We start from the raw sequence: 20,481 nt of genomic DNA, 5'->3' as shown, positions 1-20,481 counted from the left end.
GTCCTGAGTTTTTTGGAGGCTCCTGGTCTTGGGAACGAGGATGGAGTTATGCCGAAGGAACTGTCGCATGGGAAGCCGACGACGCGTCGCTACTCTGAGGCGGAGAAGGCTGCCGCGGTGCGGATGGTCAGGGCGCTGCGAGCGGAGCTGGGTGTCACGCAGGGGACGGTGAAGCGTGTCGCGACGCAGTTGGGTTACGGGGTTGAGTCCGTGCGGGCGTGGGTGAAGCAGGCCGACATCGACGATGGTGTCACTGCGGGCGTGACGTCGACGCAGGCGCAGCGCGTGAAGGAACTTGAGCAAGAGGTCCGAGAGTTGCGGCGGGCCAACGAGGTGTTGAAACGAGCGGCGTCTTTCTTCGGAGCGGAGCCAGGCCGCCACTACCGGAAGTAGTCACGTTCATCACCGCCAATCAAGGACGACCTGGTTGAAGGCCGCCGACTCGGAGTCGAGCTCATCTGCACAGTGTTGCAGGTGGCTCCGAGCAGCTACTACGCCGCCAGGACCCGCGAGCCGTCTGCTCGTGCCCGACGCGACGAGGCACTCATCCCGCAGTTGGTCGAACTCTGGGAGGCCAACTACCGCGTCTTGGGGGTCCGCAAGCTCTGGAAGGCAGCACGCCGAGCAGGGATCATGATCGGCCGTGATCAGACGGCACGATTGATGCGTGCCGCCGGTATCGAGGGCGCACGGCGTTCGAAGCGAGTGAGGACCACACGGCCGGACCCCGCATCGGCGCGGCACCCTGATCTGGTACAGCGCAAGTTCACCGCGACCGCTTTGAACCGGCTCTGGGTAACCGAGTGGGCCTTCGTGCCCACCTGGGCGGGTGTCGCCTACGTGTGTTTCATCATCGATGCGTTCTCCCGGATGATCGTGGGCTGGCGGGTCGCGTCACACATGCGCACCGAGATGGTCCTCGACGCGATTGAGATGGCCCGCAGGTCCCGCGGCGCCCGTCACGATGATCTGAGGTGTCACAGCGACGCGGGATCCCAGTTCACCTCGATCCGCTACGGGGAGCGTCTGGCAGAGATCGGTGCGACACCCTCGATCGGGTCGGTCGGTGATTCGTATGACAACGCTCTGGCCGAGACAGTGAACGGATACTACAAGGCCGAACTCGTCCGCGGACCCGCCCGATCCGGACCATGGAAGAGGGTCGAGGACCTCGAACTCGCCACGCTCGGATGGGTACACTGGCACAACACCCAACGCCTCCACGGCTACCTCGACGACGTCCCGCCCGTCGAGTTCGAGAACACGTTCTATGCTGTACACGGCGACCACAACCCGCTGGTCGGAATCAAATAAGGAAAACCTCCACCAAACCCAGTACGGTCCAATGTTCCAATTCTCCTTCAACTGGATCGGAACCAAACCCAGGACGGTTCAGACATCAAATTTACTTCACACGCTGTCCTCGCCACCTGAACACCAGTGCTGCCAAGATGGCGCCACCAACGGTCCACAGGACCAGAACAGTGGCAACCAAACCAAGGTCCCACACGCCGCCAGGTTCGGCGGAAGAAAGGGAATCTGGCAGGAAAACGTACCGAAGCCCTTTAGCCATCCACAACAGCGGGAAGGCGTAAGCGATGTACCGCAAAACCGCCGGGATCATCAGCAATGGGAAGAACACCCCGGAGATGAACTGGAGGATCATGAAGGGGGGTGTGGCGATGGCGGCAGCAGAACGTGCGTTGGGAATCAACGCGGTGTAAGCGATGCCGGCCAAGGAACAAGAGGCAACGCCGAGCAGGACGACCCATCCAAGAGTCACCCACCGCTCGGTGTCTGAGGGGATGGGCAGGTCGTACAGCAGAACACCGAGCACCATGAGGATGATGACCTCCACAATGGTGGTCACGATCGCCTTCACCATGATACCGACGAAGTAGGCGGCCCGAGGCATCGGCGAGGACGCCATCCTACGGATCACTCCTTCCTCGCGGTCCAGGGCCACGCTGATGGCGAGCGATTGAAAACTCGTGCTCATAACGCCTGTGGCAATGATACCTGCTATGAACAACAGCCGGTAATCAACATCCGTACCAGGCACCTTGGAGGTGAAAACAGCGCTGAACACCACCATGGTAAGGACCGGGAGAGCCATGGTGAAGACCATTGACTGCCATCCCCGGAAGAAACTTTTCAGCTCAACGCTTGAGCGCGCCATGGAGGCGGCAAACAGCCCGGGAATAGGCTTCCGCTGAGCAACATCCTGCTGAGCACCTACATGAACCTGAGTCATCTCTGTCACGACTCCTCCTTCGATCGCTCGACCATGTCGATGTAGACCTGTTCCAAGCTTGGACGCATTACCTGGAGCCCCGGGATCTCACGCATCCCCCGGTCCTCCGCCGCCCTGAGCAGCAGCCGCAACAGGGCGGTCGGTTCATCCGTTGCATAAGCAGTGGATCCGGGCTTGAACTGCAGTTTCTCGGCTAGGGCGAACGGGACGTCGACCAGAGGCTCCATGTCGAAGCAAACCTGGTAGTGACGGCCACTGACCTTGGCCAGCTCCTCGAGAGAACCCACGTGCAGCATCTTGCCGCGGACAATGATTCCCGCCCGTTGGGCAAGCTGTTGGGCCTCGTCCAAGTAGTGAGTGGTCAAGACCGTGGTCATACCCTGACTCGTCAGGGACCTCACCAAGGTCCATGCTTCCCTACGCGCCTCCGGATCGAGGCCCGTGGTGGGCTCGTCCAAGAACAACAACCGAGGTCGACCAACCACCCCGACAGCCACGTCCAAGCGTCTGCGTTGACCGCCTGACAGCTTGTTGGTCATCACCTTCGCCTTGGCCCCGAGCCCCACCATGTCAATGAGCTGTCCCGTGGGGATGGGGTCAGGATAGAAGGTGGCGAAGTGGTCGATGACCTCGGTGACCGTGATGTCCGAATAGTCTGCTGTTCCCTGGGGGACCACCCCCACCTTGACTCGCCATTCACGCTCGTCACGTTGGGGGTCCCGTCCCAGCACTTCAACCGTTCCGCTGGTACGACGTTGGTGGCCGGTCAGGATGTCAAGGGTTGTCGTCTTTCCAGCACCATTCGGCCCAAGAAAAGCAAAAACCTCCCCAGTGTTCACCTGGAGATCAAGATCATCAACCGCAATAAATCTTCCATACGTCTTTCGCAACCCATTGGCAATGATGGCGTGCGACATACCGTGCTCCCTTCCTTCGACGATTGCTGCAGGCGGGCGGAGCGGCTTCACTCCGCCCGCCTACTCAGGCTCCTCCACTCACGCTGTGGAGAGACATCCCTGGGTAGCCCCAACACTACCGCATCGAAACCGGCTCACCCCCAGCAGCAGCAGCACGGAGGGCAGCAGCAGCAGCAGGAGAGGCCGCCGGCAACGTCCACCAGATCGTCAGCGTTCAGGTTCTGGGCATCGAGCTGGGGCGCGGGCGGAACCGCAAGTGTCACGGCCTTGTCCGCCAACCCCTTCTGGAAGTCGTTGTAGTACGCCTCCATCGCAGCCTGGGGATCCGAGGCGGGCTCGCCAACCCCTTCGACGACAGCGATCTTGACATCCGAAGGGATGACCAATCCAGCGTCTGCCGCAACGCCGTGAGGGTTCGACTTCAGGCGATCCGCCACTGACTGGTCCGTCCACACTGCCACGAGCAGCTTGGTGTAGGCCTGCATGAATTCCTGGAATCCCTTGTTCTCCGACATTTCTTTCCTCCTTGACAATAGGTTGTTTTACTAAAACGACACATTTACAGCAATCGAACTGGACACGCCACGTTCACGAGATGTTCCTGTACGGTGCAAGCGACCCATCGTCGGACCCACCCCATCGTACGGAAAGAAGAACGGCAGCGCGCGTCAGCGCTCTTTCCAGCAGCAGCAGCATGGAGCACAGCAGATGGAGACGCCTCCTGCGGCCGCCGAGAGCTCTTCAGGCGTCAGCTCTTGGGTCCCCAACTCTGGCGCAGGCGGGACTGCGAGGGTTACACCCTTTGCAGCCAGACCCTTTTGGAAATCACCGTAGTAGGCCTTCAGCGCCTCCTGCGGGTCCTCGACGGATTCGCTAGCCGCCTCAACAACCCTGATCCTGACATCCGCAGGAATCACCAGGCCGGCATCTCCAGCCACGCTATGCGGATCCGACTTCAGGCGTTCACGCACCTTCTCATCGGTCCACACGGAGACCAACAGCTTGGCATAGGCTTCCGTGAATTCCTGAAAACCTCTGTCCTCGGACATTTCTCCTCCTTCTCTCTGGATTGCAGAACACTCTTGCACTGACAACTCATCCTTGAGCCATCAGCTCCGCATCAAACACAGCAGCTACAGGGGCAGCAGCAGCACAGAACCGCTCCTCCGCCGGATACACCTGCCAGTTCGTCGGCCCCCAGGGACTCCGCTGAAATCACGGGGGCATCCGGGATGTAAAGCACCAAAGTGCCAACCTCTTCCGCCTCAAGCCACAGGTCAACCTGCGTGTTGAGAGCCGCGTCAGAGGAGTCCTCTGAAAGGACAGGCGCAGAAGTACGCTGAATATCGATCTGCACCGATTCCGACACTTCAAGTCCCTCTTGGGCCAAGACCTCTCGAGGCGAGTTCATGAGGCGCTCCATGTAGGAGCTGTCAGACCAGCTTGAAACCAACAGTCGAGTGTACGCTCGGATGAAATTTTGCCGCTCTGCCTCAAACCTGGACATCGCCGTCCTCCTTGGCCCGATCTTTGAACCTCTGACCTTACATCTACAATTATTGACGAGCAGGCCGGCGTTGGCAACAGTTTTGACCCCAGCACGCATGCGTAGCCTTGGCGCTACGCATACTCATGAGCTTCCGACTCAGCCCGCTGCGCATCCGCCATACGCGCGAAACTGCCACCCTGAGCCAAGAGTTCGTCGTAAGTCCCGGACTCCACGATACGACCTTGCTCAATGACGATGATACGATCCGCTTCCCGTACCGTGGACAACCGATGCGCAACCACGATCCGGGTGGCGTTGAGCCTCCGAACACTTTCAGTAACTTTAGCTTGAGTAGGGTTGTCCAAGGCGCTGGTCGCCTCGTCAAAAATGACGATCCGCGGTCTGGATATGAGTGCCCTGGCGATCATGAGGCGCTGACGCTGGCCTCCCGAGAGCCCTGACATGTCACTCGCGACATGAGTACTGAGCTTCATGGGCATGGCACGGATGTCCTCCCCCACGCCAGCCATCTCAGCAGCTTCCCAGATCTCGGCATCTGTATAGGCTCCGGAGCCACAAATATTGTCCCTGATGGTCCCCGATACGGTCCCATTGTTCTGAAGGACGATCCCACACTGCCGTCGAACCGCGGCGACGTCGAGTTCAGAAAGATCCTGTCCATCGTAGATCACCGACCCGCTGTCCGGACGATCAAAACCTATCATCATCCTCAGCAAGGTGGACTTCCCTGACCCTGAAGGCCCCACGAACGCCACGAACTCGCCACGCCTGATACTGAGAGAGACTCTGTCAAGAACCAATGGCCCGTCAGAACCATACCGGAAACTCACTTCGTGCAGGCGAATATCTCCCGAAAGCTCTCCGGGTTGCGCCCTTCCTTCTCCGCACTCCGGCTCCGCCTCCAGGATTGGGCGCAGGAACCCGAACATCGGAGCCACCGGCGCCAGGATCTGGAATACGGAGACGAACTGGATGTAGTTGGTGATGAGGAGTTGACTGGCTACCACAGCTGTAATGAGGCTGGTGTTTTCTCCACCCCCTGCGATGCCAGCAGTCACCACGACAGCGATCACGATCGGCATCAGCACGGAGGTGAGAACCATCACCCGGGCCTCCACCCTCCGGCTCACGATCTGATGACGGAGCGCTTCCCTTTGCACTCGTCCCCAGCGTGCAAGCACGCGCTGTTCAACTCCAGCGGCCCGGATCTTGGGCATGGCAGACAGAACAGCAAGTGTCAGTCCACTCACGTCCTGCTGGACGGCGAGATAAGCACTCTGCGCTGCAACGTCCCTCAAAAAGAGCCGGATGAGGAGCACGGTGATGACAACAAGCAACAGACTCACGCCCATCCCGACCTGCGGTGCGACGGACAGAATGACGATCAGGTCCGCCACTGCGACCGTGAGGCCGAGGGCTGAGGTGACAACCGCCCCCGAGACCGTCTCCTGCGCCATACGGATGTTCATGATGATCGTGCCGAGCGCGCCCGGTGATCGACTCTCAAAGAAGGACAACGGGAGGGAGAGTATCTTTCCCCAGACTCCTGCACCCACAGACTGTGTCATGCGCCCCTTGATGCGTAACGCCAAGTGGTTCTGCACGGTCTGCAGCGCCGCCGTGAGGACGGCGAGAACGAGCAGTACGGCCCCCACCTGCACGATGATGAGTCCGCCGCCCCTCTCCACCAGCCGACCGATGACCTGTCCTGACACCACAGGGGTCACGACACTCAACAACATGACCACCACTGCCGAGAAGAGGAGCATCCAGATGTCCTTGGCGGAGCCGATGAGACCAAACCTGAGTAGCCCTTTCAGCGTCGAGATCCCCGGCGCGAGGGGAGCTTCCACAATCCTCGCATCCGCATCCAATGCCGTCAGGTCGTCCTGCTCAAGTGGGCGGCTCTCCTCATCACGCCACAGTTGAATCCAAGGGTGGGGCCCCCTGAAGGTGATGCTGCACGGAAGCTTGTCTGGACCGTAACGAGTCACGAAGGAAGTGGCATGCGCTTCACGCCACCAGCCGTCTGAAAGCTTGAGGGGGCGAACTCGCAGCCAACCCACCATGGCTACGTCGTCGAAGGATCGTGCCGCCCTGAGAGCTGGAATGATGTCCTGAGCCGGCACGATTCGGTGTCCATCGGCCTCGAGGGCTCGGGCCATCGCAGTCCCCCAAGGCCCCAACACATCACCGAGCTCATGCTCACTCCCATCACCGCTGGCAAGGCGATGGTTCGCACGGGTCACACCTCGGATCAACTCGGCTTCTGCACTTGCACTCCCCTGGATGTGCCGGCGCTGTTCGTCCTCGTGTTTGCGTACGGCTTCCTGGCAGGCTCGAAGGAGCCCCGCAAAGTGGTCAGCCCATGCCGGGCTCAACATTTGGCTCCGCAACAGCTCATCGGTGGTCACCACTTGGAGTGTCACTGACTTCTTCGCCTGCACCCAGTCGTTCTTGCCCAAGCCGACCCATGACCGCCGCAGGGGCTCAGCAGCATCTGCCTCGCTGATTGTCGGTGAATGCACCTCCATGAGCTCCGAGGCCTCCATCCACACCCAGGAATCGATGGGGCGGAGAACATCCATTCGACGCATGGTGAGCACACCCGGGACAAGTACATCAAAATCTCGAGGTGGCAACGACCGATGTGTCATTGCATCGAGATTCAACATCGAAAGCGTGCTCTCGAGCCCTGCAACCAGGGAAGCTGAACCCTCCGCATCGGGCATCCGACAATGACGTTCCTGCTCGATGTCGAAGGGGCGGAGTTCCACGCCCGCAGCCCTCCGCACTGCGACCCGCCAGCCCTCAACCGGCTGGCATCCGAGGATGAAAGCCCCGGCAGGAAGCGTTCCGAGTGGGTACCACCCCTGCTGGGCGATCGCGAAGACGTCGGCATCTCCATCAATGACCTCCACTCCCTGCGTGGGATGATCGAGGGAGTAGAACGGACCGGTCGTGGCCCAGTCCACTCTCATTGATTCAGCTCGCCGGGGGCACGAGTGCACCTCAGATGCCGTCACGTCACTTCCATGTTTGATGATCATGAGGCAGCCCTCGTCTCCGTCGACATTTCGTACTGCAACTTGGAATAGGTCCCACCGCTGTCGACCAAGGATTCATGCGTCCCTTGCTCGACGAGTTGCCCCTGCTCGAAAACCAGAATGAGGTCCGCGTCACGAACTGTGGACAGACGGTGCGCAATCACAAGCATGGCACATCCACGACGTCGCAGGTTGGTGATGATACCCCGCTCGGTCACCGTGTCAGTGGCACTGGTCGCCTCGTCAAGGATCAACAGGGAGGGCTCGTTGGTCAACGCCCGAGCGAGTTCGAGCCTCTGCCGCTGTCCCCCTGAGAAGTTCCGGCCACCCGTCGCCACGAAGGCATTGACTCCACCGGCCCTCTGAGTAACAGCAGCCAACACCTCCGCATCTTCAAGGGCACGAAGCACCGAACGTTCCGAGACCGTGTCATCCCAAAGGGTAACGTTGTCCTTCACGGTTCCCTCGAAGAGAGTCACACTTTGATCGACGTAGGACACAGCGGAACACACTGAATGCTTGGAATGCTCACCTCGCGGACGGCCATCCAGCAGAATTCGACCGGACGTGGGCTGGAGAAGACCTGCCGCCAAGCGCCCCACCGTGGACTTCCCAGAGCCAGATGCTCCGACCAGAGCAACACTCATCCCCGGCTCCACAACGAAACTCAAATCGGAGATGAAACTCGTTTCTCCATCGAACGAGAAGCAGACCTTTTCGAACTCCATCCGCCCGCTGAGAACTTCCACCGTCTCCGCGCCATCATCGGGCTCCCCTTCATAGTTCAGCACGTCCTCGAGGCGAGCCAGGTCAGCCTGGGTTATCTGCAACTGGCTTGCTTGATTCACCAGCATGACGAGCGGCTGCGTGAAGGAAGCAAGCAGTGCCTGGAAGGCCACGATGAGACCAGCTCCAGACATTCCACTCGCCACTCGAAGGCCTCCGACAACGAGCACGAGCACCGTATTGACCCCTGCCAGCATGCCAGGCAGCACCGTGATCAAGGATTGTCCGCGCCCGAGACGCTGTCCCTCAGACACGGCCTTGGCACAATGTCCGCTCCATTTGGCGAAAGCAAGCTGTTCGGTTCCGTTGCCCTTGACGGAAGCGATGGTGCTCAAGGTCTGCATCGTTGAGTTGGCGAGACCCGCATCCCGTGCCTGCATTGAGCTCGCGGCGTCCCGTTGCTCGCGGAGCACCTTGCGCAGCACAATCATGTTGAGGGCGGACACAAGCATGACGAGCAGCGCCAAGAGCGGATCCATCGCGAGCAGGACAATGCCGTAGACCAAAATGAGCGTCACACTCGCCAGCGTGACGACGACGTTGTTGGTCAACGACGTACTCACTCGGAAATTCGCGTCAATCCTTCGCGATAGATCAGCAGCATAACGCTGCTGAAAGAATGCAACGGGACGTCGCATCAACTCGCGCACGAAGTGTGTCGCACTCTTCAGGCCCAAGAAGATTTCCACCCGGCGAAGATGCTCCCGCTGAATAGCAATGAGTATGGCCGTGATACCGGCACAGAGAAGAAGAAGCATCACCGGGATCGAAGAATCCAGCCCCTCTTGACCGAGCGAGTTCACGAACCACCGTTGGATGATCGGCCCCAGCACGCCTGGCGCGGCAACCAACGTGGTGGCAAACAAAGTCAGCGCCAAGGCGCTCCCGGAACCCCGAAGCCTCTTCTTCACCGCCGCGACGATGGAGATGTCCTTACCACCCTTGACAAAGTCCGTTCCCGGAACCAAGTCGAGTACGACACCGGTGAAGCCTCCATCGAATTCGTCGAACGACATGGCTCGATGCCCGTTGGCGGGATCGTTCACATGCACGACCACTCCATGGCGAGTCTGCTGGAATCCTTCGAGAACCATGAAGTGCTGAAAAGCCCAGTGGATGATCACTGGATGTCGAATGGCACTGAGGTCATCGATATCCATCACTTTCCCCGCACCTACGAGCCCATAGGACTCAGCGGCTGTGAGAATGGCAGCAGCATTGGCTCCGTCTCGCGTGACGTTGCAGGCTATGCGAAGCCTCTCGAGAGGCTCGATGCGGCCGTAGTTGCGCAGCAGGATTCCAAGACTGGCGGCACCGCACTCCACGGCCTCCATTTGAATCAGGGAGGGCGTCCGAACCGGTCGACGTTTCAAGGCCTGCATGAATTTCACCCCCCCAACAGCGCCAACGGCGCCACGGTGCCAACATCAATCTCAGCGATGACGGGGGTCTGCGACTCCAGTTGCTGTTCAGGCCCCACGAGAGAGGTCCATTCATACCCTGTCGGCGTATCCGCAGGCTCAAGACTCACAACAACCATGGTCGGCCCCACCTGGACCCCATCCGTTCCCGTCGGGAACGGCGCCACTGATTTGATCCTGCCTCGCAGCAACCCGTACTTGGCCGCAACGATCCCGGAGACCGTCAGTTTCACGTCCTGTCCGACCTGGATGGCTGAGATCTGCTTGGCTGGAACCTGGACGACAGCCTCCAGGAGCGCCTTCTCTCCGGAGCCAGGTTCCACGACCGCGATCGGAGTTCCAATCGAGACGACATCCCCGACCTTGACCAAGTGCTGAACAACTCGTCCGCCTGTGACTCCCGAAACTCTCGTGTGACCAACGGAACCTCGCCGCTGAAGCTGGGCGATGTCCTCCCCCTCACCCAGCGAGGAACCGAGCGGCTTCAGCTCGGTCACCACGCCTTCAACATCGGAGTGCACCGTCACGAGACCTCCTGGGAACTGCAGGACTCCAGAGGCGGTGACATGCTGGTCGACGCGCCCAAGGAATCCCCAACCGACCAAGGAGATCAGACAGAACCCAATGACGAACGTCACGATCCAGCCCCCTGGCGTCGCCAGCGCAAGCGGGACATCCAACTGATCCGGATCACGCCGTTTGGCCAAAGCCTTGAATCGGTAGATCATGGCCATGACTACCCCTGTTCCACACCGAGGACGAGCTGCCCCACAGGTCCATGGGACGGGAGTCCAAGACCAGTGACCTCTTCGAATACTCGCGCGGAGTTGCCGCCGAGTGCACAAGCACCCAGTCCTTCGGCTACTGCGGCAAGCTGCAAGGCATGGAGCATGACTCCAGCGTTCTTGAGGACCAGAGCGCCGCCCACACCCTCGTACTTCCACATCACTCGACCGAACCGCGCGACAAGAATCACCGTCACTGGTGGCGTGGCCTTACTCCACACGGATGCAGTCGCTGCTTTCACCAGCGCCGCGGGATCCTTCTGACAGTTGACGCGCTCCAAGACATTCTCAGCCGGATTGAAGCGCCACAGCCCTGCGTCCAGACCATCCAGTCGATCCACCGCAAGGTAGAGGTCGAGTTCGTGCAGCGCCCCTCCCGCAGCCGCGGGGCGCCGAGCCACCTCGGTCCCCTTGTCGTCGACGAAGCGTTGCTGGAAGCGAGCTGCTCGGTGCAGAACACCGGCCAGCTGCCTCAACGTTGGCGCCTTCTCGGTGCTGAAGGATGATACGGAACGCCGTCTCTCCGTCACGACTCCGAAAGGTTCATCCTCTTGAGCCCAACGCTCGGGCGCAGGAACGGGCAGTTCAACGACCGTTTCCGCATCCACCGGCTCCACGAGCGGCAGGGGCGATCGTGTATCGACATACCGGTACGTGGCCCCATAAGCAACATTGGCAGCTGAATCATTCGAACGCTGCATCATCAGCAGTTCTGCAGGATTCCACATGGTCTGCTCCATGCTTGTTGCCGCTTCGGGCAGAACCAGCAGCCCAGCTTTCCAGAGCAGTTCACGCAACGGGGCAAGGCGCTCACCAGGACCGAGCTCCTCCCCGGCCAGGACTGGTCCCGCGAAAGCTGGAAGCATCCTCACCAGTCCACATCCCAGACCGCTGTCGAGCACCACCCAGCCATGATCGTGCGTGGCCATGACCAAGGGTGACACAACCGCCCCTTCAGGCGCAGAACCCTCTTGCCAAGGCAGGTACCCCTTCTTGCAGAGTTTGGCAATGATCTGACCGTCCAGTTCCATGACCGGGGTCACATAGCCCGCCTCGACAAGGCTCCGGATGGTTGAGGTCAGGGTCGCCAATATCTGCATTCCGTTCGCAACCGTCAGCAACCCGAGACTCAGCTCATCCAGACCGACCGGCTGACCATTGAATCGCGCAAGACGATGAGCCGCTTCCTGCCCCAACCGCAGGCGCTGTTCATCGCCGCCTCCGATGATGACAAGATCGTCGCCGTCACGACGCAAGGACACGCCTTCGACCACCTGCAACTTTTGCATCACAGACCCCTCAGAAGAAAACGCTACGCGGATTGAGTTCGTCTTCCCTCAGGGCGCGATCGAGCCAACCCAGCTTCACCGGGACGTCATAAAGCCGCCCTGGGGCAGACCTCCTCCAGAAGTGCCTCAGCCCCGGAGTGAAGACCTTGGCGACCGACAGCTCGATCTCAGGACGAGTCTGGTTGACGACGATCGTCTCCACACCCACGCGTTCCAAGGTGTCGACCTGACGCTGCACCAACTCGTCAATCTGGCGCGTGCCGACAACAGGAAGATCAGACAAGCGAACTGGCGGGAGTTCCTCGTGCGGAAGCAACCACTTCTCGGACTCCGTCGTGACATTCTTGCACCATTCGAGCGTCGCCTCGTCATCAGTGCGGTAAATCGTATTGTCATCCTTGTCCCGCAGGACGACGAAAGGCAGGAACTGGTTCAACTCGGTGAGGGCCCGGAACAGGGCCAGCGCAGGATCGGGATGCGCCCCGAAGCCGATCATGATGTCTTGAACGTCATGGTCCCGTCGAGACATGGCTGCGAAGACCGGCATCTCGAGATCGTTCTGCAGACTCACGACCCAGAGGTTCCGTTGTTTCTTGGCATAGAACTCGCGCAGAATGTCAATGTAGGGATCGTTGAATGAGTCGAGGTCGACTCCCGGCCGCTGGACACGGTTGAACCACCAGATCCCGACCGCATCTCGCTCACAGACCTCGCACAGCCCCTGGAGGATGGCTTCCTCCAAGGTGTTACCCGCAGCTTCTCCATTGGAGTCTGTGTAGACGTACGGATACTCCGAAAGATCAGGGGTCCCGTACCATGCGAGACCCGCGGGCACCAGAACCTCCTCCCCGGTAGTCAAAGACCGACCGGGAGTGAAATCGAACGGCCTTGCCTCATCAAATCGCAGCGGAATGCGATGGAACTTGTTCTCAAACCTCGTCATCGAGGAACGGGAGTCATATTGGGCTTCACTGAAGAGAAGCACGTCGCGCGGATGAATCGCGCGTTGGCTGAGATCCCGCCACGTGGAACGCACAGCAGGAACTCGGGGCTCCCAGACGCCGGAGAAGCGCTCAATGGCCTCACAGACCGCGCTGGCACGGGCCTGCTGCCGTGTCCGACCCTTACCGCCGGATTGCCCCCGCAGATTCTGGGCCAAGAGACGCATGCTGTCATTGATCGTGGCGTAGTTGTGTCCAGCAGCGAAGGAGTAGGTCACTCCGTCGGTGTCGACACCCAAGCTTTCGATCTTTGAGACAGCACCCGTGATCGGACTGACATGCTTCGAAAGTCGCTCAACGGTCTCCTCAGGTGTGCAGACCCGGTAACCACCATCCGTCCCCTCCAAGCTTGTGGTGGGATTCAGCACAACCTCAGCCGTGGGCCTTTGGGCCATGGTGCCACAAACAAGGCAGAGAGGTTGCTGCACCACCGTGTGATCGGTGACAGCCATGGTCATGAAATCCATGCTTCGCAGCATGTTCGCGAAGGGAGACAGCTCGCCATTGACCATTGCGATCAAATGCGCGAGGATCGCTTGACTGGAAACCCGACCTGCGCCCGGCATCATCCCTGATGTGGGCACGGACGGGAGACGACCGAGATGCTCCGCCAAGTAACGTTCCGCCTGGCGATTCGCCACGAGCCGGTCCTCCATGCAGGCCCAGCAGGCCGACTTGTGCGGAGTGACGGCGGGCCCCAACCATGCCGACTGACCCCACGGCTTTACGAGCAACCATGCAGTCCCTCGCTTCAGCAGCTTTCTGTTGAGTTGATCCAGGCTGGGATGGATGTAGTCCTCGGCAACGACCACGATGAAGGTCTCCGCATCAACCGAGGAGACCTCAGCATCATCCGCCAAGAACTCCACTGTCACCCCTTGATCCTGGAGCCCGAGAGCGATATCTCCCAAGACCTGATGCACCTCGTCCCGAGGGCGCTCCAGGATCAGGGGCAACAACGCGACACGACACGCTGTCAGGGCCTCGATGGTCCGTGAAGGATCAACTCCCCGGTTCTCCAGATAGGCACCAAAGGATCCTCCCTTCAATGAGTCCGTCCGCAGATACCCCTTCTCGAGCATCGAGTTCACGGCCGCAAAGGCAACCCCAGGTCCCACTTGGAGCGCAACGGCCGCAACGATGTCAGCCATGTCCCGGCTGCCATCAACTGCTCGCACCACTTGGGCCACGGCACTGTTCTCCATCAGAACTTGGTCGCTGTCCGAGAGCATGAACACCTGCGACCCATTCAGCACATCGACATTCAGCCCACTCTTGAAACGTACTGGGTTCATCAATTCACCTCAATCGACTCCGAGGCCGTGCTGGACGACTGAGATACAACCCGCCGACCAGGCTGATGACGCCAACTCCTAGCATCCCAACGCCAGCAACGGTCTCAACGGGTCGTTGCAGGAAATTGACGACAGCAAGCACCAAGCAAATGATCGCGAGCACCCAAAGAAAGATGGCCGCGAACATCCTGTATCGGACTCCCATGTCCTCTCCTCGTTCCCACGTACCTCAACAAGATTCGCAGTTGACAAGAACCTTTGTACCGGAGGAGGAGGCACGACACCATAGGGGGAGATGAAAGTACGCACCAAGGGAACCGACATACGTATGCCTACGCAGCCAAGGCGTGTTGCGCATTCACACCTGACGTCTGAGGAGCGTTGTTCCAGCGTCCGGAACTCCATGGGCAGGATGGTGACCCGACCCACCGAGCTCCCCAGAGTGAGGAGTTCCCTGGACCACCCACATCAACCTGTGGGCGTCAGCCCCCTCACACCGTCGTGCGGTGGAAGTTGAGGTAGGAACGCGACGGGGTGGGGCCGCGCTGGCCCTGGTAGCGGGAGCCGTACTCCCTCGAGCCGTACGGATGCTCGGCCGGCGAGGAGAGCTGGAAGAAGCACAGCTGGCCGATCTTCATCCCCGGCCACAGCTTCACGGGCAGCGTCGCCATGTTCGACAGCTCGAGCGTCACGTGACCCGTGAAGCCCGGGTCGATGAAGCCCGCCGTCGAGTGCGTCAGCAGCCCGAGCCGCCCCAGCGACGACTTGCCCTCCAGCCTGGCCGCGATGCTCGGGCCGAGGCTGACCTGCTCCCAGGTGGAGCCGAGGACGAACTCGCCGGGGTGCAGCACGAAGGCCTCGCCGTCGCTGACCTCGATGACCCGGGTCAGCTCCGACTGCTCCTCGGCCGGGTCGATGTGCGGGTAGCGGTGGTTCTCGAACACCCGGAAGTACTTGTCGAGGCGCACGTCCACGCTCGACGGCTGGATCATCGCGGGCTCCCACGGATCGAGGGCGATCCCCCCGGAGCTCACCTCGGCCAGGATGTCACGGTCGCTCAACAGCATGGCCTGAGCCTACCCGGCCCGCTCATCGGCGTCGTTCAGCGCCGCCGACGTCGCCCGGTCCCGAAGAGACCGCGGATGATCTCGCGGGTCGCGGTGCGGACCATCTGCATGAGGCCACGGCTCGCCGCCTGCCCGACGACCTTGCCCGCCTCGCGGGCGACGGAGGAGCCGGTGGATGTCGAGCGGGACCGGGTGGTCGCGGCCTTCTCCTGCTTCGCGGCGGCCGCGTCGGCCTCGGCCCGGAGTCGTTCCTCCTCGGCGGCCTTGGCCCCCTCCTCCAGTTTCCGGGCGAGCATCTCGTAGGCCGAGTCCCGATCGACGGCGGCGCCGTAGCGCGCCATGAGCGGCGACGCGTTGACCGTCGACTGCAGCAGCTCCGTCGGCGACGGGTCCATGAGGGTCTCCGGCGCCCACAGCCGGGTCCACGCGACGGGGGTCGGGGCGCCCTTGGGGTTCATGACCGTGACGATCGCCTCGCCGATACCGAGGCTCTGCAGCACCTCCTCGAGGTCGTAGGCCGACTTCGGGTAGGTCGAGACCGTCTGCTTGAGGGCCTTCGCGTCGTTGGGGGTGTGGGCGCGCAGCTGGTGCTGCACCCGCGACCCGAGCTGCGCGAGCACGTCCTCGGGGACGTCCTTCGGGGTCTGGGTGACGAAGAACACCCCGACGCCCTTCGAGCGGATGAGCCGCACCGTCTGGGTGATGGAGCTGAGGAACGCCTTCGAGGCGTCCTTGAACAGCAGGTGGGCCTCGTCGAAGAAGAAGACGAGCTTCGGCCGGTCGATGTCGCCCACCTCGGGCAGCGTCGAGTACAGATCGGCCAACAGCCACATGAGGAAGGTGGAGAACATGGCCGGGCGCGACGCGAGGTCGGGCAGCTCCAGCAGCGTCACGACGCCCTGCCCGTCGGCGGTGGTGCGCAGCAGCTCGCTGGGCTCGAACTCCGGCTCGCCGAAGAAGACATCCCCGCCCTGCTCGGACAGGGTGACGAGGTTGCGCAGGATGACCCCGGCGGTGGCGGCGGAGACCCCGCCGATCTCCTTGAGCTCGTCCTTGCCGTCGTCGGAGGTGAGGAACTTCAGCAGGGCGACGAGGTCCTTGAGGTCGAGCAGCGGCAGGCCGTTCTTGTCGGCGTAGTAGAACACGAGCCCGAGCGACGACTCCTGCACCTCGTTGAGGCCCAGCACCTTGGACAGCAGGATGGGGCCGAAGGAGCTGATCGTCGCCCGCACCGGCACCCCGAGCCCCTGGCCGCCGAGGGCGAGGAACTCGCAGGGTCTCGCCTGGGCCTGCCAGTCCTGTCCCTGGGCCTCGACGCGGGCCCGCAGCTTCTCGCTCTCCACGCCGGGCGAGGCGAGGCCGGACAGGTCGCCCTTGATGTCCGCGGCGAAGACCGGGACCCCGGCCTTGCTGAGCGCCTCGGTCATGAGCTGGAGGGTCTTGGTCTTGCCGGTGCCCGTCGCCCCGGCGACCAGCCCGTGGCGGTTGAACATCGACAGGGGGATGCGGATCGGGGCGTCGACGCGCGGCTCCCCGTCGAGGAGCACCCCCAACTGCACGGCCTCGGCGTCGAACCCGTACCCGCTCTGGATGGTTGCCACTAGTTCTTCAGTCACGGATACAAGACTGCCATCTTTCCTCACCTTCCGGGGAGGGGCACGACCAGGACGACGCTCCACCCGCACACCCTCTGAACATTCCGCGCGTTCCGGCGCGGGGCACGACCCACGGATGTCCGTCCTTCGGACGGCACGACGCCCCGACGGCGCCCTCCCGGTGACCGATCTGAACCGTTTGGCCAGCCAGCACGGTTCAGTTTCGCCTGTCTTGTCCCCGGTTCGCCTGTCCTGGGTGCGGCTCGCCTGCCTTATCGGCGGCTCGCCTGTCTTGTTCGGCAGGCGAAGTGAAAGAAGGCAGGCGTTTCCGATCCAAGGCAGGCGAATCAGCGCACTGGTGAGGTCGACGGGAGGGAACGGGAGGCCGGCAGGACGGGGTGACTGAACGATGGGGTGGTCACGAACCGCCGCTTTGCTTCCGTGAGCCGTCGTTTGAAACGTTCCAGACGAAGCAGAACGGCGATTCGTGACCGCGACACTGCTTGACACGAGACGCCGCGGGCGGAGCGACGGGCCCCGACGGCGTCGGGGGCGGGCCGGCGGCTTTGCCCCCAGCGACGACGCCCCGGAGGAGAAGAGTCGACAGTCGACATGCACCTGCCGTACCGGACCTACGGCGCAGGATGCCGAGACGTCAGATCACCCGCTCAGGCTTGGCATGACTTTCGGAACAGGGCCTAGACTTGTGGGGTGATCTTCAAGCGCGTCGGCGACTCCCGCCCCTACCCGGACCACGGGTACGTCCAGAGACAGTGGGCCGGCATCGCACCGGTCCAGGTGCGACTCGACGAACTGGTGACCACCAAGCGCACCCTGGACCTGGATGCGCTGCTGGAGGAGGACTCCACCTTCTACGGTGACCTCTTCGCCCACGTCGTGCTGTGGCGCGGCGAACTGTACCTGGAGGATGGCCTCCACCGTGCCCTGCGCGCTGCGCTGCAGCAGCGCCAGACCATGCATGCCCGCGTGCTCGAAGTGGAATGAGCCTGACCGGAGTGAGATGACGTTGCGTACCTTTCGGCTGATCGCCACCCCCATCCTGCTCCTCGGCCTCCTGGCGCTGCTCGTGTGGGGCGCGTTCTGGGGTTGGCGCAACCTCACCGCCCCCTTCCCGGAGCCGGAGCCCACGCCCTGCGTCACGCACACCACGGACGTGCTGGTGCCGTCGCAGGTGTCGGTGCGCGTCATCAACGGCGGCCAGACCGTCGGATTGGCGACGCGGGTGGGCGAGAGCATGCAGGCCGCCGGGTTCCAGGTCATCAGGGTGTCGAACACCGAGGAGCGGATCGCCGGCATCATCATTCGCAGTGGTAGCAACAACGTCGACGCCGCGACGCTCGTCGCCAGCCGTTTCAACTCACCCCAGGTGGAGAACGACGCCCGGGTCGACGGCACGGTGGACATCCTGGTCGGCTCCGACTACCCGGGACTGGCGGAGGCCCCGCTGAACGAGGTCCCGGTGACCTCGGGCACGATCTGCCTGGCCCCGTCACCGTCGCCGACGGATGTGCCTCCCCCGGTGGACGCCCCCTCGGAGACGGCCCCGCAGCCCACGCAGAGCTGAACCGACGCGTCATGATGCCGGACGTCGTATGGCTGCAGCGCCTGCTGCAGAACCGTTTCGACGTCCTGGACGACGACGAGACCCTCGTCGGTCAGGTCCTGCCCGACGCCGCCGCGAACCGTGACCTGAGCGTCGTCGACCCCGCCGCCCGCACGCTGTTCCAGCTCACCCGTCACCTCGACTGGGGTCACACCTTCGAGATGGCACTGCCCAATGACGACCTGCTGGCCACCCTCCACCAGGAGTTCGCCGACACCACCCTGACGATGGGCGACGGCGCGGTGCTCGACGTGATCGCGCGATCGTTGGGCTCGGAGTTCGAGGTCCTCGATCCCTCCGGGGAGTTGCTCGCCTTCATCGCACGACGTCGATGCCCCGGTCGGCATCATCTGGACCCGGAGGCCCATCGGATCGGTTTCGCGGCGACGACACCTCACGAGCAGCGTCTGGCGATCCTGGGCACTGTCATCGTGCTCGACCTGATCCGCGCGGAGGGCGCCCGGTTCCTGGCCCGCAACCTTCCCTGAGCCGACGAGTTCCCGGCCCTCGGGCGACCCCGTCGTGTGACATCATCGACCCATGAGTGTCGTCCCCGAACTCCTCAGCCACGACGTCGTCCACCTGCAGCAGCAACGACAGCTGTGGCGCAACGACTTCTCCGTCCTGGACGGCCAGGGACGTGAGATCGGTCGGGTGGTGGGGACCGACACGGGGGCGGGCCGGTTCTTCCTCGGAAACCGGAACTTCGTGCTTGTCGACGCGTCGCAGCAGGTCCTGGCCCACCTGCACGATCCGTTCAACTGGGGCAGGGACACCTTCAGCATCACCCTTCCCGACGGCCAACCCCTGGCGCACCTGCGCAAGGAGTTCTCGATGTTCAGGAAGAGGATCTCGCTCGCGCTCGGGGATGGCACCCCGCTCGAGGTCACGGGGAGTTTCTGGGACCGGGACTTCGAGATCTCGGACACCGCCGGGAACCTGATGGCACGGGCTGACCGCAAACGCCGCACCCTGTCGGAGGCCTTCCTGGGTCAGGACAGGTACCAGATCAACCTCACCCCCGGACTGGCTCCCGGCCCGAGGCTGGCGATCCTCGCGGCCATCATCGCCGTGGATCTCATCCGTGACAAGGAGGACAACGCAGCCGCCAGCAGTTCATCATCCAACTGAAGGTGTTGTTCACGACCCCTGGCACACGGTGCTGGGCCTCGAATTGAGCGGGAATCCTACGGAGGTCTCGACACGGGTCCTCCGCAAGCTCCGGCCCCGACTCGACCAGTGGTGGGAAGGACGGCGCACACCGCCTTCACCACTTGGACCCCATGCGCCTCGAATCAGGCGAGTTCATTCTCGCCTTGACTGGACGGCCACCAACCCACAAAGAATCAAACCGAATCCCACGTTCACGAAAGAGCCGCCCGCCAGAATCGCATCGATCAGAAGTACGATCATGCCCAGCGCGGCGCTGATGGAACCCAAGTATGCTGAACCCTTCATTTCTGAAGGTCAGCACTCCCGGAGACTCCTGTCAACCCCTGGGGGCTTGTTCAGGAAAGCGGCCAGAGTGGCTCTGGACAGGCGCTTGACTGTTGCCCGGAAGGACCTCCCGGGCACGGGTGGGCGACACCGAGAAGAGACGGGCGCAACCACCGCGGTCAGGAATCGCCGTCCTGCTGCTATGGCAGCGTAGACATCGCGATCTCACCGAAGTAAAGCGGCGATTCGTGACCACCCATCCTTCGGCCAACATGAATCGCCGTCCACGGTTGCGGCCGGCGCACCGCCCCTCGCGGGATCTGCCGTGGGGTCTGCACGACGCAGGATGTCGCCCCGGACGGCTTAGAGGGTGCGCGGATAGGGGGATCGTGACGAGGATCGGCACGGTGGCCCCTTGGCAAGGCGGACGACGAAGAGCGCACTGGATCGTGC

General features: G+C 62.1%; 15 protein-coding genes and 1 pseudogene. 5 read left to right on the top strand and 11 right to left on the bottom strand.

Annotated features, from left to right (window positions below; translation table 11 throughout):
• Nucleotides 1-48: 48 nt before the first annotated feature.
• Nucleotides 49-1,314 (top strand): annotated as a pseudogene (locus EII35_RS02975) (IS3 family transposase).
• Between the two features lie 91 nt (nt 1,315-1,405).
• Here EII35_RS02975 and EII35_RS02970 read toward each other — a convergent pair.
• The 11 genes from EII35_RS02970 to EII35_RS02920 form a co-directional block, all read right to left on the bottom strand.
• Nucleotides 1,406-2,254, bottom strand: a complete 849-nt coding sequence (locus EII35_RS02970) for an ABC transporter permease (RefSeq protein ID WP_125227103.1) — start codon at nt 2,252-2,254, stop codon at nt 1,406-1,408.
• A 5-nt stretch (nt 2,255-2,259) separates the two neighbouring features.
• A complete protein-coding gene (locus EII35_RS02965; RefSeq protein ID WP_125226983.1) occupies nt 2,260-3,171 on the bottom strand; it encodes an ABC transporter ATP-binding protein in 912 nt (303 codons plus the stop codon).
• A gap of 134 nt (nt 3,172-3,305) precedes the next feature.
• Nucleotides 3,306-3,686, bottom strand: coding sequence for a hypothetical protein (locus EII35_RS02960; RefSeq protein WP_125226982.1), 381 nt, complete (start codon nt 3,684-3,686; stop codon nt 3,306-3,308).
• A 153-nt stretch (nt 3,687-3,839) separates the two neighbouring features.
• On the bottom strand, nt 3,840-4,220 hold the full coding sequence (locus EII35_RS02955) for a hypothetical protein (protein WP_125226981.1): 381 nt from the start codon (nt 4,218-4,220) through the stop codon (nt 3,840-3,842).
• Between the two features lie 571 nt (nt 4,221-4,791).
• Nucleotides 4,792-7,662, bottom strand: coding sequence for an ATP-binding cassette domain-containing protein (locus EII35_RS02950; RefSeq protein ID WP_185744130.1), 2,871 nt, complete (start codon nt 7,660-7,662; stop codon nt 4,792-4,794).
• Between the two features lie 65 nt (nt 7,663-7,727).
• Nucleotides 7,728-9,896, bottom strand: coding sequence for an ATP-binding cassette domain-containing protein (locus EII35_RS02945; protein ID WP_125226979.1), 2,169 nt, complete (start codon nt 9,894-9,896; stop codon nt 7,728-7,730).
• A 5-nt stretch (nt 9,897-9,901) separates the two neighbouring features.
• Nucleotides 9,902-10,669, bottom strand: coding sequence for an HlyD family efflux transporter periplasmic adaptor subunit (locus EII35_RS02940; protein WP_125226978.1), 768 nt, complete (start codon nt 10,667-10,669; stop codon nt 9,902-9,904).
• 2 nt (nt 10,670-10,671) lie between these two features.
• A complete protein-coding gene (locus tag EII35_RS02935) occupies nt 10,672-12,009 on the bottom strand; it encodes a SagB family peptide dehydrogenase (RefSeq protein WP_125226977.1) in 1,338 nt (445 codons plus the stop codon).
• 10 nt (nt 12,010-12,019) lie between these two features.
• Entirely contained in the window at nt 12,020-14,305 is a 2,286-nt protein-coding gene (locus EII35_RS02930) for a TOMM precursor leader peptide-binding protein (protein WP_125226976.1), read from the bottom strand.
• 491 nt (nt 14,306-14,796) lie between these two features.
• Nucleotides 14,797-15,372: a dCTP deaminase gene (gene dcd / locus EII35_RS02925; protein ID WP_125226975.1), complete on the bottom strand. Its 576-nt coding sequence runs from the start codon at nt 15,370-15,372 to the stop codon at nt 14,797-14,799.
• Nucleotides 15,373-15,407: 35 nt separating this feature from the next.
• A complete protein-coding gene (locus EII35_RS02920; protein ID WP_125226974.1) occupies nt 15,408-16,988 on the bottom strand; it encodes a helicase HerA-like domain-containing protein in 1,581 nt (526 codons plus the stop codon).
• 690 nt (nt 16,989-17,678) lie between these two features.
• Between EII35_RS02920 and EII35_RS02915 the strand changes: the two genes are divergently transcribed.
• The 4 genes from EII35_RS02915 to EII35_RS02900 are packed head-to-tail and all read left to right on the top strand — an operon-like array spanning nt 17,679 to nt 19,722.
• Nucleotides 17,679-17,972 (top strand): type II toxin-antitoxin system VapB family antitoxin, encoded by a 294-nt coding sequence (locus tag EII35_RS02915; protein ID WP_125226973.1) that lies wholly within the window; start codon nt 17,679-17,681, stop codon nt 17,970-17,972.
• A 16-nt stretch (nt 17,973-17,988) separates the two neighbouring features.
• On the top strand, nt 17,989-18,552 hold the full coding sequence (locus EII35_RS02910; RefSeq protein WP_185744129.1) for a LytR C-terminal domain-containing protein: 564 nt from the start codon (nt 17,989-17,991) through the stop codon (nt 18,550-18,552).
• A gap of 11 nt (nt 18,553-18,563) precedes the next feature.
• Nucleotides 18,564-19,079 (top strand): LURP-one-related/scramblase family protein, encoded by a 516-nt coding sequence (locus EII35_RS02905; RefSeq protein WP_125226971.1) that lies wholly within the window; start codon nt 18,564-18,566, stop codon nt 19,077-19,079.
• 52 nt (nt 19,080-19,131) lie between these two features.
• Complete coding sequence (locus EII35_RS02900) at nt 19,132-19,722, top strand: LURP-one-related/scramblase family protein (RefSeq protein WP_125226970.1); 591 nt, start codon at nt 19,132-19,134, stop codon at nt 19,720-19,722.
• The last annotated feature ends 759 nt before the right edge of the window (nt 19,723-20,481 follow it).

This window comes from Arachnia propionica, assembly GCF_003932785.1.
Taxonomy (GTDB): Bacteria; Actinomycetota; Actinomycetes; order Propionibacteriales; family Propionibacteriaceae; genus Arachnia; species Arachnia propionica_B.
Note: the sequence above shows the minus strand (reverse complement) of the source record. Positions and strands in the feature narration are given on the sequence as shown.